The sequence below is a fragment of the Paenibacillus sp. SYP-B3998 genome (assembly GCF_010820665.1).
Taxonomy (GTDB): domain Bacteria; phylum Bacillota; class Bacilli; order Paenibacillales; family NBRC-103111; genus Paenibacillus_E.
The window spans coordinates 15,649-39,720 of sequence record NZ_JAAIKC010000019.1; the positions used below are offsets into that span (position 1 = coordinate 15,649).

At 44.9% G+C, this 24,072-nt stretch carries 19 protein-coding genes, 1 tRNA gene and 1 other RNA gene; 2 read left to right on the forward strand and 19 right to left on the reverse strand.

What is annotated here, in order from left to right; all coding sequences use genetic code 11:
• Positions 1-200: 200 nt before the first annotated feature.
• The 18 genes from GK047_RS26600 to GK047_RS26685 all read right to left on the reverse strand — a co-directional run bounded on the left by GK047_RS26600 (position 201) and on the right by GK047_RS26685 (position 20,856).
• A complete protein-coding gene (locus tag GK047_RS26600; RefSeq protein ID WP_163953436.1) occupies positions 201-1,883 on the reverse strand; it encodes a glycoside hydrolase family 13 protein in 1,683 nt (560 codons plus the stop codon).
• A gap of 36 nt (positions 1,884-1,919) precedes the next feature.
• The gene (locus GK047_RS26605) at positions 1,920-2,738 is read right to left on the reverse strand and encodes a carbohydrate ABC transporter permease (RefSeq protein ID WP_163953438.1); all 819 of its coding nucleotides are present in this window, start codon (positions 2,736-2,738) and stop codon (positions 1,920-1,922) included.
• Positions 2,738-3,604, reverse strand: a complete 867-nt coding sequence (locus tag GK047_RS26610; protein WP_163953440.1) for a carbohydrate ABC transporter permease — start codon at positions 3,602-3,604, stop codon at positions 2,738-2,740. The genes GK047_RS26605 and GK047_RS26610 overlap by 1 nt, the downstream gene beginning before the upstream one ends.
• 62 nt (positions 3,605-3,666) lie before the next feature.
• Complete coding sequence (locus GK047_RS26615; protein WP_163953442.1) at positions 3,667-4,941, reverse strand: ABC transporter substrate-binding protein; 1,275 nt, start codon at positions 4,939-4,941, stop codon at positions 3,667-3,669.
• A 318-nt stretch (positions 4,942-5,259) separates the two neighbouring features.
• On the reverse strand, positions 5,260-6,267 hold the full coding sequence (locus tag GK047_RS26620; RefSeq protein ID WP_163953444.1) for a LacI family DNA-binding transcriptional regulator: 1,008 nt from the start codon (positions 6,265-6,267) through the stop codon (positions 5,260-5,262).
• Positions 6,268-6,744: 477 nt separating this feature from the next.
• Positions 6,745-7,425, reverse strand: coding sequence for a hypothetical protein (locus GK047_RS26625; RefSeq protein WP_163953446.1), 681 nt, complete (start codon positions 7,423-7,425; stop codon positions 6,745-6,747).
• A gap of 121 nt (positions 7,426-7,546) precedes the next feature.
• Positions 7,547-7,912: a transfer-messenger RNA gene (ssrA, locus tag GK047_RS26630) on the reverse strand.
• A 173-nt stretch (positions 7,913-8,085) separates the two neighbouring features.
• Complete coding sequence (gene smpB / locus GK047_RS26635) at positions 8,086-8,568, reverse strand: SsrA-binding protein SmpB (protein WP_163953448.1); 483 nt, start codon at positions 8,566-8,568, stop codon at positions 8,086-8,088.
• Between the two features lie 90 nt (positions 8,569-8,658).
• A complete protein-coding gene (gene rnr, locus GK047_RS26640) occupies positions 8,659-11,673 on the reverse strand; it encodes a ribonuclease R (protein ID WP_163953450.1) in 3,015 nt (1,004 codons plus the stop codon).
• Positions 11,674-11,706: 33 nt separating this feature from the next.
• Complete coding sequence (locus tag GK047_RS26645; RefSeq protein ID WP_275901721.1) at positions 11,707-12,513, reverse strand: alpha/beta hydrolase; 807 nt, start codon at positions 12,511-12,513, stop codon at positions 11,707-11,709.
• 115 nt (positions 12,514-12,628) lie between these two features.
• Positions 12,629-12,865: a preprotein translocase subunit SecG gene (gene secG / locus GK047_RS26650; protein ID WP_163953454.1), complete on the reverse strand. Its 237-nt coding sequence runs from the start codon at positions 12,863-12,865 to the stop codon at positions 12,629-12,631.
• 119 nt (positions 12,866-12,984) lie between these two features.
• Positions 12,985-13,701, reverse strand: coding sequence for a M50 family metallopeptidase (locus GK047_RS26655; protein WP_163953456.1), 717 nt, complete (start codon positions 13,699-13,701; stop codon positions 12,985-12,987).
• 46 nt (positions 13,702-13,747) lie between these two features.
• On the reverse strand, positions 13,748-15,040 hold the full coding sequence (eno, locus tag GK047_RS26660; protein WP_163953471.1) for a phosphopyruvate hydratase: 1,293 nt from the start codon (positions 15,038-15,040) through the stop codon (positions 13,748-13,750).
• 34 nt (positions 15,041-15,074) lie between these two features.
• Positions 15,075-16,613, reverse strand: a complete 1,539-nt coding sequence (gpmI, locus tag GK047_RS26665) for a 2,3-bisphosphoglycerate-independent phosphoglycerate mutase (RefSeq protein WP_163953473.1) — start codon at positions 16,611-16,613, stop codon at positions 15,075-15,077.
• A 1-nt stretch (position 16,614) separates the two neighbouring features.
• Positions 16,615-17,367: a triose-phosphate isomerase gene (tpiA, locus tag GK047_RS26670; RefSeq protein WP_163953476.1), complete on the reverse strand. Its 753-nt coding sequence runs from the start codon at positions 17,365-17,367 to the stop codon at positions 16,615-16,617.
• Positions 17,368-17,457: 90 nt separating this feature from the next.
• A complete protein-coding gene (locus tag GK047_RS26675; protein WP_163953478.1) occupies positions 17,458-18,639 on the reverse strand; it encodes a phosphoglycerate kinase in 1,182 nt (393 codons plus the stop codon).
• 115 nt (positions 18,640-18,754) lie between these two features.
• The gene (gene gap / locus GK047_RS26680; protein WP_163953480.1) at positions 18,755-19,759 is read right to left on the reverse strand and encodes a type I glyceraldehyde-3-phosphate dehydrogenase; all 1,005 of its coding nucleotides are present in this window, start codon (positions 19,757-19,759) and stop codon (positions 18,755-18,757) included.
• A 74-nt stretch (positions 19,760-19,833) separates the two neighbouring features.
• On the reverse strand, positions 19,834-20,856 hold the full coding sequence (locus GK047_RS26685; protein WP_163953482.1) for a sugar-binding transcriptional regulator: 1,023 nt from the start codon (positions 20,854-20,856) through the stop codon (positions 19,834-19,836).
• A 239-nt stretch (positions 20,857-21,095) separates the two neighbouring features.
• Between GK047_RS26685 and GK047_RS26690 the strand changes: the two genes are divergently transcribed.
• Both GK047_RS26690 and clpP read left to right on the forward strand, forming a co-directional pair.
• Positions 21,096-21,167 (forward strand) — tRNA-Arg (locus tag GK047_RS26690).
• Between the two features lie 164 nt (positions 21,168-21,331).
• The gene (gene clpP / locus GK047_RS26695; RefSeq protein WP_163953484.1) at positions 21,332-21,913 is read left to right on the forward strand and encodes an ATP-dependent Clp endopeptidase proteolytic subunit ClpP; all 582 of its coding nucleotides are present in this window, start codon (positions 21,332-21,334) and stop codon (positions 21,911-21,913) included.
• A gap of 77 nt (positions 21,914-21,990) precedes the next feature.
• Here the strand turns inward: clpP and GK047_RS26700 are convergent, their stop codons facing one another.
• A complete protein-coding gene (locus tag GK047_RS26700; RefSeq protein ID WP_163953486.1) occupies positions 21,991-23,754 on the reverse strand; it encodes a copper amine oxidase N-terminal domain-containing protein in 1,764 nt (587 codons plus the stop codon).
• Positions 23,755-24,072: the final 318 nt, after the last annotated feature.

Sequence of the window (24,072 nt, forward strand, 5' to 3'; positions counted from 1 at the left end):
ATAAATCCACAATTCGCCGACGCATGATACTGAGGTTGAGATACCTTGATCACCGGAAACTGTGGTCAGGGTGTGACGATTAACCCCCCTGAAGAGTCAATCATCCCATGACCAGATAATTAAAAAAGGGCGACATCATTAGGACTTGCGAATATGAAGCATCCCACGAGTAATCGTGTCGGTGAATCTTTTGGGGGAATTTAAATGATTTGATAGACTCGCGCTTCGTACGGGCGCAGCGTAAAGCGGTTGATCCTCTCATCTTCTGGGATATCATAGTTGCTGATTAATAAGGTATGTTTATCAATCGATACATCGGAAGGCAATTCAAAGTCAACTTCAGACTCAAAGAAATTCAATACGATCAGCAATTGTTCATTCCCTAAGGTTCTATTGTAAGCATAGATTCGTTCATTGCTCTCCAGCAATGGAGCATAATCACCATAGACCAAAATAGGGTGCTGTTTCCTCAGCTGAATTAACTTTTTATAATAATGGAAAATAGAATTGGGATCGGCTAAAGCCTGTGCCGCATTAATTTCCGGATAATTAGGATTTACGGCAAGCCATGGATTCCCTTGGGTGAAGCCGCCATGTAAGCTAGAATCCCATTGCATAGGGGTTCTAGCATTATCTCTGCCTTTCGAATAGATCGATTCCATAACATCTTGCGAATTTGCGCCATCTTGATTTACTCTTTCGTCGTACATGTTCAATGTTTCTATATCTTGATAATCATTGATAGAATCAAATTTTACATTCGTCATGCCAATTTCTTCACCTTGATAAATGTAAGGCGTCCCTTGCAGCGTATGCAGGAAGGTTGCCAACATCTTGGCCGATTCAACCCGATAATCGGTGTCATTACCAAATCTCGAAACCATTCGCGGCTGATCGTGGTTGTTCAAATATAAGCTGTTCCAACCTTTCCCCTGAAGCCCCAACTGCCACTTTGTCATGATCCGCTTGAAATCCGTTAGTTTCCATGGTGCAATATCCCATTTGCCACCGGGGCCGGAATCGACATCCATCAGCTCAAATTGGAACACCATATTCAATTCTGCACGGTCTTCGCCGACGTAGAGCGCCGCTTCTTCGGTAGTGACACCAGGTGCTTCCCCGACAGTCATAATGTCATATTTGGACAATACATGCTCATTCATTTCCTGAAGAAACTCATGGATACGTGGCCCATTCATGAAATATTGTCCCCCGAAGACGTAAGTATGTTCATTCTCCGATGGTGCGTCCGGTAATCCTTCGACTTTCGATATTAAATTGATTACATCCATGCGGAAGCCATCAATTCCTTTATCTAACCACCACTTCATCATGCTATAGATCTCTTGGCGCAGCTTCGGATTTTCCCAATTCAAATCCGGCTGTTTCTTTGAAAATAAATGCAGGAAATATTCTTCTGTTTGTTCATCGTACTGCCAGGCTGATCCGCTGAAGAACGAGCTCCAATTGTTCGGTTCCTTCCCATTTTCCCCCATTTTCCATATATAGTAATCACGATAAGGATTATTTTTGGAAGAACGTGACTCTATAAACCACGGATGCTCATCGGAGCTGTGGTTGACCACCAAATCCATGATTAACTTCATGTTCCTGTCATGCAGTCCGTTTAATAACTGCTCCCAATCCTCCAGGGTTCCGAATTCTTCCATAATCCCTTGATAATCGCTAATGTCATATCCATTGTCATCGTTTGGTGACTTATAAACGGGGCTTAGCCATACAACATCTACACCCAATTCATTCAGGTAATCCAGCTTTGAAATAATTCCCTTCAAATCCCCCATTCCATCCCCATTGCTGTCCATGAAACTGCGGGGGTAAATCTGATAAATGACACTCTCTTTCCACCATATTCTCTCCATAACCGAACACTCCTCCATATAAGTATCTTCTCTTGTCTATTTGACCGCGCCTTGCGTGACTCCGTTAATAATCCATTTTTGGGCAAACAGATAAATGGCAACCATAGGAAGCAATGCCATTAAATAAGAGGCAAAAGCAAGATTAAAGTTAGTGCTGAATTGACCTTGGAACACATATTGGACAAGCGGCAGTGTGGCCATTTCCGGTTTGCCTAAAATAATCAAAGGCAGCATGAAGTCATTCCATGCCCAAAGACAAGTTAATATCCCAACCGTGGCATTGATGGGGCCGAGCAGCGGGAAAATAATTTTCCAAAACGTTCCCCAGATCGTCGCTCCGTCCACAATCGCGGCCTCTTCCAGTTCACCAGGTATCGATTTGATATAACCCACATAAACGAAAGTATTAAATGAAAGTCCGTACACAATGTAAAGGATAATCAAACCGGATGGATTATTCATCTGCAAAGCGGTAGTTAGTTTTACAATCGGCAGCATGATGATCGGAAACGGTATAAACATGGCACTAATAAAGTAAAAGTACAAGCCTTTAAAGTACTTTTTGTTCATATTGCGGGCAACGGCATATGCTACCATTGAATTTGTTAATAAAGTTAATACGACCGTAAATATCGTAATAAACGCACTATTTTTAAATGATTGGAAAAAATTTGTAAGCTCGATCGCTTCTGCAAAATTGCTAATATGAAAGCCTGTCGGCAAAGAAAAAATAGACTGAGCCATCTCTTCCGGGTTTTTTAACGCAATAGAGACTGCCATATATAAAGGAAAAAGGATCAGCACGGAACCAAGTGCTATTAAAAGTGTCGATGTCCAATTCGTTGTACGTTTCATTACATATCCATCTCCCGTTTTTGTAAAAATTTAATTTGAAGAAAGGATATTACAATTATGACAATAAAATAAATGACCGAGTTTGCCGATTGATAGGCAAATTCTTGACCTTGGAATCCTCCAGTGTAAATCAAAAGCGCGATAGATTGAGTAACACGCCCCGGGCCTCCCCCGGTAAGAGCAATGACTTGATCAAATACCTGAAGGAAACTTTTCATCGAAAGCACCATATTGATCGTAAAAAACGGTGCAATCAGCGGAAAAGTAATGCTCCAAAATTCTTTCCATTTGCTAGCCCCGTCCAAATTGGATGCTTCGTATATATCTTGGGAAATTGTTTGCAGACCTGCCAGGTACAAGATGCTGTTAAAAGCTATGGACTGCCAAACCACTACGAATACAATTCCGAGCCATGCGTAATTCAAATCTCCAAGCAAATTGCTGGAAAGCACTTCGATACCTAACTTCTCGCCCCATAAAGGGAAAACGTTCGAGAACAAATAGTTGAAAATATATCCGACAATGAGAACACTAAGAACATTCGGAAGAAAATAAACGCCCCTGAAAAAGCTTTTAAGTTTGATCTTTGAATTTAAACCCAAAGCAATCAGAAGACTTAATGCGTTGACTAATATTGTTGTAACAATGGCAAATTTAAACGAAAAAAGATAGGAATTTAATACATTGCTATCTTTGAAAATGTTCATGTAGTTTTTTAATCCGATAAATGCATAACTCTGGCTAAAACCGTCCCAGTTTGTAAACGAATAAAGAATCCCCTGTATAACAGGTATCGTATGAAAAGAAAAAAATAAAATCAAAGCTGGAATGGTCATCAGATAAAAAGCTGATCGTTGCTTTACCATTCTCTATCCTCCTTTTGAAAGGAAGAAGGAAATTGGAATAACCCAATTTCCTTCTTCTTTTTTTATTTACGCGCCTGTACTTTATCCCACTCTGTGTCAAGTTTATTCAAAAATTCACCTACATTTTTCTTGAAAACAAACTCTTGAACGATTGTATCGGCTTTCATCGCACCAGGGATGGAGTGGTCTGCGAAATCAACCAGTTGACCGCTTTGGAAGGCAGCGTTCAAATCCGCTACACTCGGATCGTCCTGGGATATTCCTTTAATTGCAGAGAAAGCTTTTTGTTCTGTAATAAATTGCTTCACATTATCCGGTTGTAGCAAGAAATCGATGAATTTATTCGCTTCTGCTTGATGTTTCGATGTTTTAGAGATAGTTAGCAAGGTATCAACACCGGAAACCACTTTGTTTTTGGATGCATCATTGGACACTGGGTAAGGGAAAGTGCCAAGCTTAATATCAGGATTTGCCTTTACAATTTCCGGAATTGCCCATACTCCCTGCAAATACATGACAGAAGCTCCCTTAGCAAAAGCTGTATTACCATCGGCATAACCCTTACCATTTTGATCTTTATGCCCGAATTCAACCAATTTCAATTGTTTCTCAGCAATTTCTTTATAAGCATCCGCAAACTTTACTTTATTAGCCTTGCGATCTTCAAAGAAAGTATCGCTCTGAAGGTTCGAAGAGAAAGCGTTGAAGGCAGGCATCGTAGTCCAAGAGTCTTTGAATGTGTTATAAAAAGGAACTTTACCGGCGTCTTTAATCTTTTGGGCTGTTGCTACTAATTCATCCCAAGTTTTCGGAATAGTTAATCCAAGCTCTGCAAAGAGTGTTTTGTTGTAAATGATTCCATCGGCATTGGAAGAGAACGGGATTCCGTTAAGCTCTGACGTGCCCCCTTGCTTTTTCACCATATCCAAATAAGCAGGCTGAATATTCTTTATATTTTCGTTATTTGAAAAGTCAATAAATGTTCCGCCTTTGGAAAGGCTGGTAAAAGTATCTGTCGCACCGATACCGATGATATCCGGAACTTCGCTCTTAGATATATTAACTTTTAGAACCGTCTCGGCATCAGGCGGGTTGACTTGAGTCACTTCAATATTCGGATTTGCAGCCTGGAACTTCTTTATTAGAGAATCAAATGAATTTTTCGCTTCCGTTTTGTTTTGGAAGAATTGAAGTTTAACTTTTGCACTGGAAGGAGCAGCATCTGGACTACCAGCAGCTGAAGCAGGACTTGTACCAGGTTTAGCAGTGGAAGCACATCCTGAAATGATAGAAACTGCCATAATACCCGAAATTACTGACATAGAAAGCTTTTTCATTTTTAAATCCCCCTCTATTGGTAATTTTCAATTAAAGCAATATTGCTTACACATTGGCCAAAATAAACAACAAACTATACACAAACCAAATGAAAACTAAACCATCTCCAGACAAGCAGCACCTCCCATTATTAATATAAGTACCATTTCTACGAAACATCTATCAAAAAGACGTAAACGTTTACTCAATCATTAAAAGAAACCAAATGAAGCTAAACCATTTCCAGACAAGCAACACTTCCCATTATTAATATAAGTGCCATTTCTACGAAGCATCTATCAAAATAACGTAAGCGTTTACGTAATCATTAAAAGAAGTTACTCCAGCAAACTTCTCACGGTTTTTCGTTCAATGATGGAGTGAGGCACAATTCGGCTGCCTGTATCTTTTCCTGTTTCAATCATCGTCAGCAATTGTTCTGCAGCAATCCTTCCCATTTCGAAGAGGGGTTGTTCCACTGTCGTTAATGGAGGTACCGTCATTTGAGCAAGTTTTAAATTATCGTAGCCTATGACCGATAACTGTTCCGGTACTCGAATCCCCTGTTTAGAAGCAACAGAAATAGTCGCCGCTGCCATTTCATCGCTTGCTGCAAAAACCGCAGTTGTATCCGGTGCATTCCTTAACAGTTCTTTAACCACCTTACAACCGGAATTAAAATCGAAGCCTCCATAAACCAAACATTCGCTGCGATGCGGGATTCCATAATCATTTAATGCTTGCAAAAATCCTTCGACACGAGGAACCCCTGCGATGAGATCTTCCTTAGTCCCGCTGATCATCCCGATTTGTTTATGACCCTTCTTTATTAAATACTCGGTAGCCTGATAGGAAGCTAATCGATCATCGACCTTCACATAAGGTACAGAAAACCTTTGGGAGATGGTGGATACAAGCACCAACGGAATGGCCATAGACTTTATGGTCTGATAGTATTCATCTTTTAAATTCCCACTAGAAAAGATGATACCATCCACTTGCTTTTCCCCTAAAACCTGCAAATATTTCAGAGTACGCTTTCCGTCCGCATCTGTGTTGCACACAATGACGCTGTAATCATGGTTATGAGCAAATTGTTCGATTCCGTCCAGAATCTCCGAAGAAAACATACTCGACACAGTAGGGAATAACACACCTATAGTTCTAGTCCGCTTATTAATTAACCCGCGAGCAATCGCATTCGGCTGATACCCAGTCTCATTGATAACCTGTAACACTTTTTTCCTGGTTTCTTCAGAATATCCCGGTAAGTTGTTCAATATACGCGATACGGTTGCAATGGATACATTGGCCCGGCGTGCTACATCTTTGATGGTCGGGTTCATTAAATTCCCTCTTTGTTAAGTTATTTCGTAAACGTTTACTCTATTAAGGTTATTGTAACCATTGGCTTAGTTAAACGCTTACTAAGAATATATCCTGATTTGTAAACGTTGTCAATATACGTTGGGAAATTTATAAACGGATCTATTGTTATATGTCACATTATATATTGTTCCTTTGCATAAAGGAATTCATTCTAGTGGAAAATATTAAATATACAATCCACTTCGTCTTCGTATGCTGATGGAGTTTTTCATTTTGGCTTTAAAAAAAGTGTTAACGGCACCGCAGCCTGACGGCATTGGCCTTAAATTGTCTATTAATTGATGAATAATCCGCTATCGTCCTCGTATCTATGTCTTGTTGTTTGATAGGCATTGCTTTTCCCCCTTGTTCAATCAGCATTATGTCCCCTATACCATATCATTGTTGCGAATTGTCGAACGGGCATTTGCGCTACTGTCGCTAAAAAAGAGTTGTTAGGGCCAGACAAGATGCCATGTAAACTGAAAATGAGCCAGGCCGAATTTAATCGGGGCCTGGCTCATTGTTTCAACGATGGAATTTCTCGCAGGAAGTAATTTAAATTGCTCGTCTCGCACCTTGATTGCGTTTGCACGTCTTGTTAAAACATCCTCGGTACTATCGACGGATTTAAATAACAACGAAGATTTCTGTCTCTTTGACTCCCTAGTCTCATCAATCGAGAATAGTTTGTATTCCCGACGTTGCTCTGGATATCTTACGTAAGCCACTTCATCATGAAGTGGAACAAGCCCCATCCGAGATAATTCAACTTTTGTAAATAGAGAATCTGGAGCTGTCTCTGGTAAGTAACGGGTTTTAGAAAGATTAACCTGCTCCACCTTGCTCTCTTGCTCAGGCGATGCTTTGAGAACAATATCTTCAAGATCGACTCGCCCAGGTCGCTTGTTATCCGTGAACTGGACTTTGGCCTTAACCACATTTCCAAAATCATTTCCAATGAAACTTTTAATAACAGCCTGTCTTCCTCTGTGTCTCAGCTTGTTTGGATTATCTGACTGCACAACTACCGTATCTTCAACATGAAAAGTAATTTTGCGTCGAGCTCCATCATGACCTTGATATTCCACTTTTACTTTATCTTCTGTAAGTACATAGATAACATATCTACGCATTTAATTCCTCCTCTTAATGCTTCTTTACTTCATTAAAGTTATTAGCAGTAATGTTTATAGGAAATACATCCATTTTCTCAAAGAAAGCAAAAATCCACAACCTCAAGGTTGTGGATTTGCTGTATGGAGGTGAGGGGAGTCGAACCCCTGTCCGAAAATATCGCCACACAGGCATCTACGGGTGTAGTCACAGTTTTGATGTCACCCGAGCATCGCCCCGTAACCGGCTATGCGTTGGGTCAGCCTGATTGTCTTCCTACGTTCGACCCCAGGCGGAGACCAAACGTCGTATCCCACTATAGTTGAGCCCCTATCCCAGTCACATGGGCGATGCTGAGGAGGAGCACGCTAACAGGTTATTAAGCTGCTAAAGCGTAGTTGTTTTGTGTTTTGCCATTTAATAGGCTTTAGCGTTGTTATAGTGGACGCGTCCCCACTACCCGCAACCCGTGCCCAAACTATCCCCGTCGAATCCAAGAACACCCCCGGATTGCCTTCGTTGCCGTCATAGACGGTGAAGGTAAAAGAAAAGCAGGATAATCAGTTGAGCCAAATTGCTTTCAAATCTTTGCTGCTAAATTAGTATAACACATGCTGCGGCAAAATGAACGACTAGGTTGATGGAAGTAGAGGTGCTGCCTTCCAGTATGGACTCGCCAGCTATCTGGCAATCTTCTGCTTCTCACGCAGAGCACGTTGAATATCTCGCTGTGCATCCTTTTTCGCTGCAGATTCACGCTTGTCGAACTGCTTTTTCCCTTTTCCTATGCCGATCAAAAGCTTCGCGTAACCATTCCGGATATACACTTTCAATGGAACAAGGGTATAACCTTCTTGTTTCGCCTGACCAAGCATCTTAGCAATTTGTACCTTTTTTAAAAGCAGCTTACGCGTACGCGTTGGATCCAACGGATTGCTTCGGTTGCCTTGATCAAAAGGACTAATATGCATATTGTGTACAAAAGCTTCCCCATTTCGAATGGTAGAAAAGCTGTCGCCTAAGTTCGCCTTGCCTGCTCGTAAGGATTTGATCTCCGTGCCGGTCAGGACAATACCGCACTCATACGTTTCTTCAATAAAGTAATCGTGTGACGCTTTTTTGTTCTGGGCGAGCAATTTGCCATCGGCCTTTTTGGTTGCCACGTGAGATCCTCCTCCCGCTCATGCAGGTAAATCTTGCTACAATGTGCAACTCATTGTAGCAATTCTGTAGACGAAAAGCAAGAAGCGGCGTTACTTGCGCCGCTTCTTGCTTTCGCCACTTCCGTCGTCGTTGCGACGGCGACTACCCTTGGCGAGCGCGTTTACGCCGCTCGCCCAATCGCTACCGCCCGCGCTGCGCGAAGCGGACGATGAGCCTCCCGCTTGGGCTTCGCCCCCAAGCGCGATCCCACCGCGGCCTCTCTTGCCGCCGGTAGTACCTTCACCCGCTGCGCTTCCAGTTTCGCTGCGACCAGCGCCCGGTTTACTTCCCCAGCTTCCGTCACCAGCCTTGTTACGCTTCCCACCAGATCGCTTACCGAAGCTTCCACCGCCTGCTCCGCGACCCGCTCTTCCGCCTTCAGCATTGCCTCTCACTTGCTCAGCTCCGCCTTCTCCGCGACCCGCTCTTCCTCCTCCAGCATTGCCTTTCACTTGCTCAGCTCCGCCTTCGCCATGACCCGCTCTTCCTCCTCCAGCATTGCCTCGCCCTCGCTCAGCTCCACCTTCGCCGCGACCCGCACTTCCGCCTCCAACATTGCCTCTCACTTGCTCAGCTCCGGCTCTACCGCGACCTGCTCTTGCGCCTCCAGCGTTGTTGCCACGCTCCTGACCAGCGCCATCTGATCCGGACCTTAAACTACCGCTCTCCGTGCGTCCTGCTCCCACAGCCTCAAGCCTCGTGCTCAAGCTGCTATCAGCTTTCAAAACGCCTCCAGCTCCAGCCTTAGATCCGCCTTTGCGAGCTTTACCTCCAGCAAATCCACCCTTGCCTTTACCGTTTTTACCACCGCTGAAGCCGCCTGGTTTGCCACGTCCGCCTGCATTACGACCGCGATCTCCACCAGCGCTGCCCTGTCCCTTAAAGCCTGGCTTGCCGCCTCCACGCATGAAGTTCGGTTTATTACCGCGAGCTTTCATATCCACCATCTCAAAATCAATCGTGCGCTCATCCAAATTTACGCGAGCAACACGAACTTTGGCGCTATCTCCGATACGATAAATTTTGGATGTACGCTCACCGATCAGAGCATGCTGCATCTCGTGGTAGTGATAATAATCATCAGTCAGATCACTTAGACGGATCAACCCTTCGACGGTATTATCCAGCTCAACAAAAATACCAAAATTCGTAACACTAGAAATAATACCTTCGAATTCCTCGCCCACTTTATCCAACATATATTCAGCTTTCTTCAAAGCTTCCGTTTCGCGTTCCGCTTCAACAGCTACGCGCTCACGCTCCGAAGATTGACGCGCAATATCGTCCATCCGTGAAGCTAGATATTCAATCCGCTTATCGGACAAAGTACCGCTTTCCAGTACCTCACGAATCACTCTATGAATAATCAAATCGGGGTAACGGCGAATAGGCGATGTAAAGTGCGAATAAAACTCAGCAGCTAAACCAAAATGCCCTAAGCTTTGCGCATCATAGCGAGCCTGCTTCATCGAACGAAGCATAACTTTGCTTACCACAGTCTCTTCGGGAGTACCCTTGATCTCTTCCAATAACGTTTGCAAAGCGCGAGGATGAACCGAGTTCCCTTTACCTCTTACTGTATACCCGAAGTTCGTAATAAACTCCATGAAATGCATTAGTTTTTCTGCATCTGGATCTTCATGAACCCGATAAAGGAATGGCACTTTCAACCAGTGGAAGTGCTCAGCAACCGTTTCATTCGCAGCCAACATGAACTCCTCGATCATCATTTCGGCAACCGAACGTTCTCTTTTTACAATATCCGTAGCTTTGCCTTCGGCATCGACGATGATTTTGGACTCCTCAAAGTCAAAATCAATTGCCCCACGCTTCATGCGTCTCGCACGCAGTCTCATCGAGAGCTCTTCCATGAGCTTAAAGTCATCCATCAGATAAGCGTAACGCTCCCGCAGCTCTGGCTCTATCTCTTCATCCTTCAATAACTTACGCACATTTGTATACGTCATTCGCTCACTGGTCTTAATCACACTTGTAAACACATCATGTTTAACGACATTCAACTGCTCGTCAAACTCCATTTCACATGACATCGTCAAACGATCGACGCGTGGATTCAACGAACAAATCCCATTGGAAAGTCGATGCGGCAGCATCGGAATAACACGATCGGTTAAATAGACCGAACATCCGCGGTTATATGCCTCGATATCAAGGGCAGTACCTTCACTCACATAGTAACTAACATCAGCGATATGAACGCCTAATAAGAGATTGCCATTTTCTAATCGTTCTACGTTAACGGCATCGTCCAAGTCCTTTGCATCTTCTCCGTCAATCGTCACAATACGCTTCGAACGAAGGTCTCTGCGCCCTTTTAATTCTTCTTCACTAATCGCGTCAGGAGCCGCCTCAGCTTCCACAACCACTTCTTCTTGAAAAGCTTCAGGCAGTTGGAATTTGCGTACAATCGCTAGAATATCAACACCTGGATCATCTTTATGACCCAGAATCTCGATGACTTCCCCTTCAGCCGCAGCTCGGCCCTCCGGATAGCTAACGAGCTTTACCACGACCTTCTGGCCTGTCACCGCTCCCATGAACGCATGTTGAGGGATGAAAATATCTCTTGAAACGCGCTTATCATCTGGAATGACGAATGCATAAGTTTCTTGGCTCTGAAAAATACCGACAATTTGCGTGTTGGCGCGCTTAATAACGCGAACAACCTCGCCTTCCATCCGGCCGCCGCCTTGGCTCTTCGCCGTAACTCTTACGAAAACGATATCTCCGTTCATCGCTGTATTCAAGTCATTTGCGTTGATATATACGTCTGGATGCTCCCGATCATCAGGAATGAGGAATCCAAAACCTTTAGCATGCGCCTGCAACTTACCGCGCAATAAATTCATCCGTTCTGGAACACCATAGTGTTCATTCCGAGCTTTAAGAATGTAACCATCCTGCTCTAGTTGATTCAATATTTCGAGAAAATGTTTAAAATCAGTCGCGTTTTCGATCCCGAAATGTTTCTCAAGCTCCTGATAGGTCATTGGCTTATAAGCCACTTCTTGCATAAAACTCAATATTTCTTTATCTGTTATCATTGTCTCTTCACCTTCTTGTTGTTGGTTGAGCTTCTACTCCTCTGCTGTACCAGTTCCCATTAATTCATAGTATTGCAATTGCAAGGACTGGATAAACGCGGAAATATCTGCATAGATTCGATCTCTTTCTTGATCCAGCAGCATGCCATGTGAGGACTCTGGATAGTAATGAATTTCTTTCACTTCAGAACGAATCTGCCGATGTAAGTAAGCAGCGCTTTCCTTTAACACGATAGCATCTTTCGTCCCTTGCCCGATCCATGTTGGAGCCTGCACTTGGGGTAGCAATTTTTTAACTTGTTTTACTAGTTTACGCAAACTAACCACGCAACGAATCGGCGTTTTGGTATATGCACATGACTCATCTAACAAAGTGGGAATCTGTTTGGGCTTCTTTTCTACATACTTAATGAAATGCTGGAGCGGTACTGCGAGCATTGTTTTCCTAGTAGCCAGAAAGATCGGTGTTGCAAGCGAAATCACGCCTGCAGTATGACGTTCCACGGCTAGTTTCAATGCAAGTAGCCCCCCCATCGAATGACCCATAACAACTACACGCTTACATACAACTGCAAGCGAATCATAACTCTCCAGCACATGCCCATACCAATCCGTCCATCCGGTGCGAATCATCTCCTCGGGTGTCGTCCCATGTCCAGGAAGCCTCACCGCGTTAACGGTGTACCCCTGGTCCTGCAATTCGTACCCAATTCGCCTGAATTCCGAAGGTGAACCCGTGAATCCGTGAATCATCAGAATACCTGTCTCCTGATTCGCTCCACTCCCTAACCAATAGAACGGGGCTGTCGACCTGTATACCCTAGTCTCAATGACGTCCAACTCCTACCAGATGAATGGCTAAGAAAGCAGCTGGGTTTCCAGCAGCTGATACTTTCTTAATAAAATGAAAAAACAGCAGGAGTAGATTTCCCCTGCTGTTATCGTTTTATGTGTGTTAGCCCTTCACTACGTATGCTACGACAATTGAGAGAATGAAAAATGCAGCAGCAAGCCCCATTGTAAAACGGGACAGGAACAATTCCAAACCGCGTGCTTTTTGCTTACCGAATAAATGTTCAGCACCGCCAGAAATAGCACCGGACAATCCTGCACTTTTACCTTTTTGAAGCAGTACAATTGCAATTAATCCGACCGAAGCTATGATCAACAAAATTTTCATAAAGATTACCATGTTTGCACCCCAATTGCCTGATCTTTGCCTATACAACTAGCATGAATATTTTAACACAGATTGTCCTAGATTACAAGAAAAGGCTGTTCTCATTCTACTACATTATCGACACTAACGAGCTAGTCACGATAGGATGGAGTCGCAGGCTGCGGGCTTGAGGTTTTAACACCCTTATTTCGTCCGAGAAAAGCTTGCACTGCTCCCTTGGCGCACCATAAAGAGAACAGTGTAAATACAAGCGCCCAAAGAACCGCAGGAACACCCGTATGCAGGGCCAAATTGGTTGCATCTCCTGCCCGACGTGAGCTTTGCACCGCATAAACAATCAAGGAAAACGGCCCAAAAACCGATTCCTCCAAGCAGATGAAAGCAACGAGCAGATAGTAAAAGTCTCGTAACCATTTTGGCGTCAACGTCAACACAAGAATCGTCAGCACCACAAAGCCTACTAGCCAGGTCACGCCGAACATATTGCGTACGAACAGCACTAACGACAAGACAGCAAGTGCGATCATCACCTGCAGCCCGAATCTTTGCTTCCCTCTTGCATAAGCGGAGAAAAGAAACCAAGCGAACAAAGAGGCTGTAAAATATCCGGCAAGCGAGACCGGAATAAGCGCCCATGCTTTCGTTATCGAGGAATAAGTCACCCCGCTGTGATCCGCATACAACTCAATGTACATCACTTTGCCAGAGAGCGCCAATGTCATAGCCGCATGCCCAAACTCATGAACCATTGTGTCTAGATTTCGAAAAAAAGAAGAGGGGATCAGCGGCATGTGTGTAAGCAGTGCTGATCCTATTATAAATAAAATAGTTTTCAACCAATTGCTCATGCTGTAATCCCCTCACGGTTTATTTAGTTATACATTACGCAGAAACTTACTTGAAGTTTCTCAAGTTGTAAAAAGCTTTTTTACCAGCGTATTGAGCTACAGTGAACAGCTCATCTTCGATGCGAAGAAGTTGGTTGTATTTAGCAACGCGATCTGTACGGGACGGAGCGCCTGTTTTAATTTGGCCAGCGTTTGTAGCTACTGCGATATCAGCGATTGTGCTGTCTTCGCTTTCGCCGGAACGGTGGGAGATAACTGCAGTGTAACCAGCGCGTTTCGCCATTTCGATCGCGTCGAAAGTTTCAGTAAGCGTACCGATTTGGTTTACTTTTACCAAGATGGAGTTACCGATGTTTTCCTCGATGCCTCTGGATAGACGCTCAGTGTTCGTAACGAACAAGTCATCGCCAACGAGTTGAACTTTGTTGCCCAATTTCTCAGTAAGCAATTTCCAACCTTCCCAATCGTCTTCGGAACAGCCGTCTTCCACGGTGATGATTGGGTATTTATCAACCCATGCAGCAAGGAAATCAACCCATTCAGCGGATGTGAAAGATTTGCCTTCGCCTTCAAGGTGGTACTTACCATCTTTGAAGAACTCTGTGGAAGCAACGTCCATACCTAGGAATACGTCAACGCCTGGTTTGTAACCTGCTTTTTCAATTGCAGTAAGAATGGTTGTGATCGCTTCTTCGTTAGACGTGAAGTTAGGTGCGAAGCCGCCTTCATCGCCTACTGCCGTGTTCAAGCCTTTGTCTTTCAGTACGGATTTCAAGCTATGGAAAATCTCAGCGCCAATGCGAAGAGCTTCTTTGAAAGTTGGAGCGCCTACTGGCAGAACCATGAACTCTTGAACGTCAACATTGTTGTCGGCATGCGCGCCGCCATTGATGATGTTCATCATAGGAACTGGCAATGTTTTTGCGTTGAATCCGCCAAGGTATACATACAAAGGCACATCCAAAGCGTCAGCAGCTGCGCGAGCTACAGCCATGGATACAGCAAGGATTGCGTTAGCGCCCAATTTAGCTTTGTTAGGCGTGCCATCTAGTTCGATCATTTTGTGATCGATGCCAACTTGGTCCAAAGCGTCTAAACCAATGATTTCCGGAGCGATAATTTCGTTAACATTCTCAACAGCTTTCAGAACGCCTTTACCAAGGTAACGACCTTTGTCACCATCGCGAAGCTCAACCGCTTCGTATGCACCTGTGGAAGCGCCTGAAGGAACGATTGCACGGCCGAAAGCGCCGGATTCAAGGTATACTTCTACTTCAACAGTCGGATTACCGCGGGAGTCCAAAACTTCACGTGCATAAACATCAGAAATAATAGTCATTGTTAGAAACACTCCTTTTATAATAGGTTGATAATTACCGTTTAATGATGGTAGCTCCGGTCATTTGTACCGGTTGTTGCACATGCAAGAAGTCGAGCATCGTTGGTGCAATATCTGCCAAAACTCCACCGTCTCTTAGTGTAACAGATTTGTCCGTCACAATAAAAGGCACCGGATTGGTTGTATGTGCTGTATTGCGCGTTCCATCGGCATTTGTAACCAGATCCGCGTTACCATGGTCAGCTGTGATACAAACCACGCCACCTTTGGCAATAATCGCATCAACGACTTTACCTAAGCATTCGTCTGTCGCTTCGATGGCTTTGACTGTCGGCTCCAGCAGGCCAGAGTGACCAACCATGTCAGGATTAGCAAAATTCAAAATAATAACATCTTGACGCTCATCTTCAATCTCTTGTACAACAGCATCTGCCAGCTCATAAGCGCTCATCTCAGGCTTAAGATCGTAGGTAGCTACTTTCGGCGAAGGAATGAGAAGGCGGGTTTCACCCGGTAATTCCGCATCACGACCACCACTGAAAAAGAAAGTAACGTGTGGATATTTCTCTGTTTCTGCGGCGCGAAGCTGCTTGAGATTGTTCTGAGCCAGCACCTCGCCGAGCGTGTTATCCAGATCCTTAGGCTTGTACGCAACGAAGCCGTCTACGGATTCACTAAACAATGTCAAACATACATAGTACAAGTTCTTAGGCACGTTCTCGCCACGGTCGAACCCGCGGAAATCTTCGTTCGTGAACACTTGTGAAAGTTGAATTGCACGGTCAGGACGGAAGTTAAAAAAGATAACCGAATCGCCTGATTCTACGAGACCTACCGGCTTGCCATCCTCGCCAACAATAACGGTTGGCATGACGAACTCGTCAAAGACGGATTTCTCGTAGGACTCGACGATTGCTTTCATCGGATCGGTATATTGGGGAGCATCGCCATAAACCATGGCACGGTAGGATTTCTCCGTCCGTTCCCAGCGTTTATCGCGATCCATCGCATAATAGCGTCCTTGAACGGTCGCGATTTTACCTACGCCGACTTCTGCGATTTTGTTCAGCAAGCTTTCCATGTAGCCCTTCGCAGAATCCGGAGCCACATCGCGGCCGTCGAGGAAAGCATGGATATACACGTCATCAAACTGCTCTTTTTTGGCCAGTTCAAGCAAAGCGAACAAATGTTGAATGTGACTATGTACGCCACCATCGGAAAGCAGCCCGTATAAGTGCAGCTTCTTTCCGTTCTCTTTCGCGTGACGAACTGCGCCAAGAATCGTTTCGTTATCGTAGAATTCGCCATCACGAATCGATTTGGAAATCCGAGTAAGGTCCTGATAAACGATACGGCCTGCGCCAATATTCAAATGTCCTACCTCAGAATTCCCCATCTGGCCTTCTGGCAAACCTACGGCTTCACCGCAAGCTGTTAAGGTAGTATGTGGATAAGTCGACCAGTAACGGTCGTAGTTTGGTTTTTTGGCATGAGCAACCGCATTCCCCTGCTCTTCCGAGCGAAGTCCGAAGCCATCGAGAATGATGAGTGCTACCGGTTTCGGTCTAGACATGTTATTTCGCCCCCTGGACGAGTTGAATGTAGGAAACTGGCTCTAAGCTCGCTCCGCCTACAAGTGCGCCGTCAATGTCAGGCTGTGCCATATATTCAGCAATGTTATTAGGCTTCACGCTGCCGCCATATTGGATACGAACCGCATCAGCAACGGATGCGCCATAAAGACCGCTCACAAGCTGACGGATATAGCCAATAACATCTTGTGCATCTTCAGCTGTAGATGATTTACCTGTGCCAATCGCCCAGATAGGCTCATATGCGATTACGACTTGTGCAGCTTGTTCAGCGCTAAGCCCTTGGAAAGCCGCTTCCGTTTGCACTTTGCAAACGTCTTTGGTTTGTCCCGCTTCACGCTCTTCGAGCTTCTCGCCTACGCAGAGAATCGGAGTTAAGCCGTGTTTGAATGCAGCAACAACCTTCTTATTCACGATCTCATCAGTTTCAGCGAAATAAGCTCTACGCTCCGAGTGTCCGATAATGACATACTTCACGCCCAGATCTTTCAGCATAACGCCGCTGATTTCGCCTGTGAACGCGCCATTGTCTTCAAAATGCAGGTTTTGTGCGCCTACATGAACGGATGTACCTTTCGCAGCTTCAACCAGAGCAGGCAGGTTCGTGAACGGAGAACAAATTACGCTCTCAACGCCTTCTACAGCACTACCTTTCACTTCATTCACGAAGCTAACGGCTTCAGAAACCGTTTTGAACATTTTCCAGTTACCCGCGATAATGGGTTTTCTACTCATTCGGTACGCCTCCTAAAATTTTTCTTTAGAAAAATTGGCTTCGTAAGCATGGCGAAAATCTTCGCCAGAAACTGGCCGTCTAAGCATTATTTATTTATCGTTCAAGGCAACTAGGCCTGGCAATGCTTTACCTTCCATGAATTCCAAGGAAGCTCCGCCACCTGTGGAAATATGGTCCATTTGATCTGCCAAGTGGAATTTCTCTGCTGCTGCTGCGGAATCTCCTCCGCCGATAACTGTATAACCGGTAGTTGTTGCACAAGCCTGAGCTACAGCGCGAGTTCCATGGGAGAAAGGCTCGATTTCAAATACGCCCATCGGTCCATTCCAAACAACGAGCTTGGACTTCGCGATCACGTCCGCGTAGATTTCACGCGTTTTCGGCCCGATGTCAATGCCTTCCCAGTCTGCGGGAATGCCGTCAACGCCTACGATTTGTGTATTCGCATCTGCGCCGAATTTATCAGCAACAACGATATCAACAGGAAGCAGGAAGTTCACGCCTTTTTCTTTGGCTTTAGCAATAAAGCTAAGCGCTAGATCAAGTTTTTCGTTATCCACAAGGGATTTACCAATTTCGTTACCTTGCGCTTTTAAGAATGTATAGGACAGACCGCCGCCAATGATCACGTTGTCTGCAATGTTCAGGAGGTTGTTGATGACGTCAATTTTGTCTTTCACTTTCGCGCCACCGATGATCGCTGTGAAAGGACGCTCTGGATGATTCAACGCTCTGCCGAGTACATCCAGCTCTTTTTCCATCAATAGACCAGCTACAGCAGGCAGATGATGAGCGATGCCTTCTGTAGACGCATGTGCACGGTGAGCCGCGCCGAATGCATCGTTAACGTAGAGATCAGCTAGTTCAGCGAAAGCTTGCGCTAAAGCTGGATCATTTTTCTCTTCGCCTTCGTAGAAGCGAACATTTTCAAGCAAGAGAACGTCTCCGTTTTCTAAGGCCGCTACTTGCGCTTTAACCGTTTCACCGATCGCTTCATCTGCTTTTATAACGGATTGCCCAAGCAGTTCAGCAAGTTTTGCTGCTACTGGTGTCAAGCGAAGCTCCTCGGCAACTTGGCCTTTTGGACGTCCGAGATGGCTCGCCAAAATGACTTTTGCGCCTTTCTCAACAAGAAACTTGATCGTAGGCAGTGTTTCTCTGATGCGTGTGTCATCTGTAATATGACCGTTTTCCAAAGGTACGTTGAAATCAACGCGAACAAATACTCTTTTACCTGCTACTTCAACATCGCGAACACTTTTCTTATTCATTGGTCATAGCCTCCTGAACATGTAATAGTTCGTACACCCTCATATATGGAAAATCACACATAAAGAGGAGAATCGCTTCTCCTCTTTATGTGTACACCTGTGTGTTAGTTATGAATTATAGACCTTTTTTAGCGATGAAATCTACCAAGTCAACGACACGGTTGGAGTAACCCCACTCGTTATCGTACCAAGAAACCACTTTCAGCATATTGTCGCCAACTACCATTGTGGATAGAGCATCGATTGTGGAAGAAGCCGGATCGCCATTGAAGTCGCTGGATACAAGCGCATCTTCAGTGTAGTTCAAGATGCCTTTCAACGGACCTTCGGAAGCTGATTTCAAAGCTGCGTTAACTTCGTCAACAGTTACGTTAACTTTCAATTCAACAACCAAATCTGTAACGGATACGTTAGGCGTAGGAACACGCATAGCCATACCGTTTAGTTTGCCTTTAAGCTCAGGAAGAACCAGACCGATTGCTTTCGCTGCGCCAGTGCTGGAAGGAATGATGTTCTCAGCTGCTGCACGAGCACGACGAAGGTCTTTATGAGGAACGTCCAGAACGGATTGGTCATTTGTGTAAGAGTGAACTGTTGTCATCATACCTTTTACGATACCAAAGCTATCGTTGATAACTTTTGCAAAAGGAGCCAGACAGTTTGTTGTACAGGAAGCGTTGGAGATAATTGTGTGTGCAGCTGGATCGTATTTATCTTCGTTAACGCCCAGAACGATTGTGATATCTTCGTCGGAAGCAGGAGCGGAAATGATAACTTTCTTAGCTCCACCTTTCAAGTGAAGGGATGCTTTTTCTTTCGCTGTGAAAATACCAGTGGATTCAATAACGATTTCAGCGCCTACAGATGCCCAAGGCAAGTTCCCAGGGTCACGCTCAGCAAATACCTTGATGGAACGACCGTTAACGATCAATTCGCCTTCGCCAGCTTCAACTGTAGCGTCTAGTTTACCGTGAGTTGTGTCGTATTTGAGCAAGTGCGCCAAAGTTTTAACGTCTGTCAAATCGTTTACTGCAACGATTTGTACTTCTGAGTTGTTCAAAGCTGCGCGAAACACGTTACGTCCAATACGTCCGAAACCGTTAATACCTACTTTTACCATAGCGAATTCCTCCTAAGATTAAAAAAATAATTATATTTCAAGACGGGTCTATAAGACACGCGTCATGATGGCTTTCATACATGTTTCATAATCTCTAAGGCAGCTGCTTCATCCGTCACGAGCACATCTTCTTGCCCATGTCGAAGTACAGAAACAATCGCTTCCCCTTTACTCTTACCGCCGGCCACGCCGATAACAACTTCTGTCAACTGGAGATCCTCCAGCCGAAGTCCTACGGTCGGCATCTTGTGAACCACATTACCTTCTCGGTCGAAATAGTACCCGAACGCTTCAGCTAAAGCCCCTTCGGCTTGTAGGCTACGCGTCGTCTCGCTATCGACTTTACGTCTTCGCGCCATGACCATAGCATCCCCGATTCCGTGTACTACGATGCGACAACTGCGCACCGCCTCTACAACCTCCCGAATCTGAGGGTCTTGGATAAGCGTCTGATACGCTTCTTCACCAAGGTGATCTGGAACATGCAGCAGTCTATATTTCCCGCCTGTCTTCTTGGCCATAATGGAGGCAATCGTATTCGCCTGCATATCCACGCTTTCGCCAAGTCCACCGCGCGCCGGAACGAACCAGCTCCCTTTCATTCGAGACGATATGGCTAGGTTGTTCGCAATTTGCGCCATCGTCGACCCGCCGGTTACAGCGATAATATCGTCTTTGGTCACATTTTTGCGTAATGCTGCCGCTCCCGCTCGCCCTAGTTCCTTCTTCGTAAAGTCCGAAGTATCAGAGTCTCCAGGGACTACAATTACTTGTGACATCCCGAATGCTTGACGTATGCTCTCTTCCAAATCCGTCAGACCAAAAGCCAGCTTAATAATCGGTTCCATCGCTTCTAACAATTGACGGCCAGATTCACTGATTTTCATCCCCGTAACATCGGTCTCAAGCAGGCCTTGCTCCTTAAGGAAGTCTACCTCGCCGCGAAGCACGCGCTCCGTCATATCCAGCGAAGAGGCTAACGTTCTTCGTCCCACCACACCGGAAGCCAAAATATGCTGTAGGATCGAGTAGCGTTTCTTCATAATGTCCATTAGATCCGGTAAGAGCTGTTTTTGAATGTCAAGAATTTCTCTCATAATGACGAATTACAACGCTCCCGCTCCAGTTAATGGACGTTTTGTGTCCCGGGTATGCATTTTGCGTCCCACCCGGGCGAAAAAAAAGTTCCTTACACGCTTTATTATAACCAATTATCTTGTGAGATTCAACAATTGTTCTAATATTTTCTCTATTCTAGACTGAAAGGGCTTACGGTCTTGCTTTTTCATTACAACTATCTTATAATAACCCTTGCTTCACTTTTTATATAAGACATGCGCCCGTGGTCCAATGGATATGACGTAGGCCTCCGAAGCCTGAGATCAAGGTTCGATTCCTTGCGGGCGCGTTCATGTAAGCAGGAAATCAGTTGAAAAACTGATTTTTTTTATTGTTAGTTTGACCTTCCTTGACCTTTGGAGGTTTTTTCGTTATCATACTTGTAGATACTGTTAGTAGTATGTACCAGCATCAACCATTTGAACCATGTACCCTTTGAAGGAGGTAATTCTCATGAGTTTTATCCCTATGGTCGTCGAACAGGACGCGCGCGGTGAAAGAGGATATGATATTTACTCCCGCTTGCTGAAAGACCGCATTATTTTCCTAGGCACGGGTGTCAACGATGTTGTAGCGAATTCCATCATTGCTCAGCTACTTTTCTTGGCCGCACAAGATCCTGATAAAGATATCTCGCTCTACATCAACAGCCCAGGCGGCTCCATTACTGCCGGTATGGCCATCTTTGACACGATGCAGTTCATTAAACCAGACGTGTCCACGATCTGCGTGGGTATGGCTGCTTCCATGGGCGCATTCTTGCTCACAGCCGGAGCCAAAGGCAAGCGTTATGCGCTGCCTAACAGCGAAGTCATGATTCACCAACCACTCGGCGGTGCTGAGGGTCAAGCTTCTGACATCGAGATTCGCGCAAAGCGCATCTTGAAAATGAGAGACAACCTGAACACCATCCTTGCGGAGCGCACAGGACAAACGTTTGAACGTATCGAAAAAGATACAGACCGCGATAACTTCATGAGCGCTGCAGAAGCAGCCGCATACGGACTCATCGACAAAGTCATTGAACGCGTGTAAATTGTAAACAAAACAAAAACCAGCCTGCATGACACGCTCACGAGCGGTCATCGGCTGGTTTTTGTTTTCTCAACTACTTATTTCTTTTCATCTAGCGGATAGAAAATCAGATCGATGGGGAAAGCCGAGCCTGCCGGAGGCGTAAACTCGATATCCAGTGCATTTTCCGTTCCTGTCGTACGCGCAAGAACCTCCATACCGTCGAAAGCGGTTATGACACCTGAGGCTGGGACTGGCACAATCTCGCCATTGATCTTGAACGGCCCTTTGAAGACGCCGCCTTTAGCCATAATCATCAAAGCCATTTTACGCGGTTTGTTCGCGTGAATCTTATAAACAACCCCGTAGTTACCGCCATTCTCCACATTCATCTTGCGCATTACGTCATACCCTTTGACGAATGGATCTGTTTTGTTATCACCAATCGTCAATACAGAAGTTTTCGTAAAGCTCGTCGCATCTATATCCCACTTAATCTCAGAAATCGGGAATGTCCCGCGCACATGACCTGTGAAACCCAATAGAGGCAGCTCCTGTGCTGTAGTTGGCGTCAATTTCAAATCGGTAACCCCAAACGAGATTTGGAGCTCCCCATCCGTTTCAACGTCATAGAACAAGTTTACACCTTGACCTGGGTAGAAATCCGGCAGCTTCGCATACACATAGGTTTGGTGCGGCGGTACGGTCAGTTTTTCGTTATATACGTTATTTAACAAGAAATCGACTGACGCTTCACTACCAATTAGATTGGCGTAAACAGATGGGTAAACCTCACCTTTATTCGTCGTTTGAATCATAACCGGCTTATCTGTATTATTCGTAGCGAAAATCGCCATCGTCATTTTTTGCTGCGTGCCATTGATATGATCTGCGTACAATCTAGCTTTACCGTTAATGTTATCTTGATACAAAATTCCCTTCTCTGTAAACTCCTCCGGACTATCTGAGACTAGCAGTCTACGATCAGTGACTTCTGTTACTTTCTTAGGCAAGTTGGGCATTTCGTTAAAATGGGACCAAATCGTTCCCCAATCTGACTTGATGAACCCGCCTACAGGCTTCGTATAGATCGGATATTCCACTTCATTCAAATAAGTTTCGTCTACTACCGTGACAAAGCCCTTAAACACTGGACTTACATGTCCGTGTCGATCAGACACCTGTAGTGTTACCGGGTATTTCCCAGCCTTAAAGAACACTTCTTTATTCCCTACCCATTCGTAGGAAACAAGTCCTTCCGCATCCGGATCATAACTTAAATCGATATACTTCACAGGCTCCCCAAGTCGATATGTAGGCTTAGCCGTTGTGAACTTGGCAACTGGTCGGGAATTGCTGTCCTGATCGACATAGATGCCTTCTGGCGTTGGCAAATGAACGATTTCTACACGTCGCAATTCACTGTTGTACGTATATTTCGCACCCATGTAGTCAGCCAACCAGGTCAGCTTCACGAGCAGCTTACCATTTACAATCGCCGCAACAGATTTAAAAGCTGTATCTACGCCATTCGTAGTTACTCTCTTGTTATCAGCATCTAGAACAATATCGTACCCTGGAGGCGTCATTTGAATGGTCCGTGTCGCATCGCTCCATTCTACCTTGAAACGCATTGCGTCTCCGAGGAATTTGGCCGGAACGTACGTACTGCCATTAATAATGGTAGCTGGTGCATCCAAATGAATTTGTTCTTCATTCATGAAAGCTTCGGACTTATCGATATACAATAAAATAAAGGACGAACTAGCTGAGACAGCGTGAGCGGCGGGTGCAGTTATTGTGCTGGCTAGAAAGACGAAAAGCGCTAGCAGCAGAGTCATTTCTTTTCTTTTGAATTTCATTCGCTTACTCCTTTGAATTTCGGATAAATGTGGACGATGACGGCAGAGCGGAAATCGTTGTTGTACACGGCAAATAGCCCTTTCCATTGTTGACCACGATACTTAGACGTAGTCTTAAGGAAAAGGTTTCTGGTTCTCCCTAGTTGTTAACAAATTTGCCATAATTTCAGCTTAAAATAAAAAATAACGATCTGCTCGGTCTCCCACCACTTAGATTACACACTCTACACGTGATGACGTCTAAAATCAACTTTTATGAACAGACCTCTCTCTCATAATTGCAATATCATTTCATTCCCAACCTAAAATTTTCAAGAA

What these genes read in the sequence shown, in the direction of transcription:
- gap (WP_163953480.1), bottom strand. Translation starts at nt 19,759, where the DNA reads ATGGTAAAAGTAGGTATTAACGGTTTCGGACGTATTGGACGTAACGTG.
- GK047_RS26675 (WP_163953478.1), bottom strand. Translation starts at nt 18,639, where the DNA reads ATGAATAAGAAAAGTGTTCGCGATGTTGAAGTAGCAGGTAAAAGAGTA.
- GK047_RS26685 (WP_163953482.1), bottom strand. Translation starts at nt 20,856, where the DNA reads ATGAGAGAAATTCTTGACATTCAAAAACAGCTCTTACCGGATCTAATG.
- GK047_RS26700 (WP_163953486.1), bottom strand. Translation starts at nt 23,754, where the DNA reads ATGAAATTCAAAAGAAAAGAAATGACTCTGCTGCTAGCGCTTTTCGTC.
- GK047_RS26615 (WP_163953442.1), bottom strand. Translation starts at nt 4,941, where the DNA reads ATGAAAAAGCTTTCTATGTCAGTAATTTCGGGTATTATGGCAGTTTCT.
- GK047_RS26610 (WP_163953440.1), bottom strand. Translation starts at nt 3,604, where the DNA reads ATGGTAAAGCAACGATCAGCTTTTTATCTGATGACCATTCCAGCTTTG.
- eno (WP_163953471.1), bottom strand. Translation starts at nt 15,040, where the DNA reads ATGACTATTATTTCTGATGTTTATGCACGTGAAGTTTTGGACTCCCGC.
- GK047_RS26600 (WP_163953436.1), bottom strand. Translation starts at nt 1,883, where the DNA reads ATGGAGAGAATATGGTGGAAAGAGAGTGTCATTTATCAGATTTACCCC.
- rnr (WP_163953450.1), bottom strand. Translation starts at nt 11,673, where the DNA reads ATGATAACAGATAAAGAAATATTGAGTTTTATGCAAGAAGTGGCTTAT.
- gpmI (WP_163953473.1), bottom strand. Translation starts at nt 16,613, where the DNA reads ATGTCTAGACCGAAACCGGTAGCACTCATCATTCTCGATGGCTTCGGA.
- tpiA (WP_163953476.1), bottom strand. Translation starts at nt 17,367, where the DNA reads ATGAGTAGAAAACCCATTATCGCGGGTAACTGGAAAATGTTCAAAACG.
- secG (WP_163953454.1), bottom strand. Translation starts at nt 12,865, where the DNA reads ATGGTAATCTTTATGAAAATTTTGTTGATCATAGCTTCGGTCGGATTA.
- clpP (WP_163953484.1), top strand. Translation starts at nt 21,332, where the DNA reads ATGAGTTTTATCCCTATGGTCGTCGAACAGGACGCGCGCGGTGAAAGA.
- GK047_RS26655 (WP_163953456.1), bottom strand. Translation starts at nt 13,701, where the DNA reads ATGAGCAATTGGTTGAAAACTATTTTATTTATAATAGGATCAGCACTG.
- GK047_RS26620 (WP_163953444.1), bottom strand. Translation starts at nt 6,267, where the DNA reads ATGAACCCGACCATCAAAGATGTAGCACGCCGGGCCAATGTATCCATT.
- GK047_RS26625 (WP_163953446.1), bottom strand. Translation starts at nt 7,425, where the DNA reads ATGCGTAGATATGTTATCTATGTACTTACAGAAGATAAAGTAAAAGTG.
- GK047_RS26605 (WP_163953438.1), bottom strand. Translation starts at nt 2,738, where the DNA reads ATGAAACGTACAACGAATTGGACATCGACACTTTTAATAGCACTTGGT.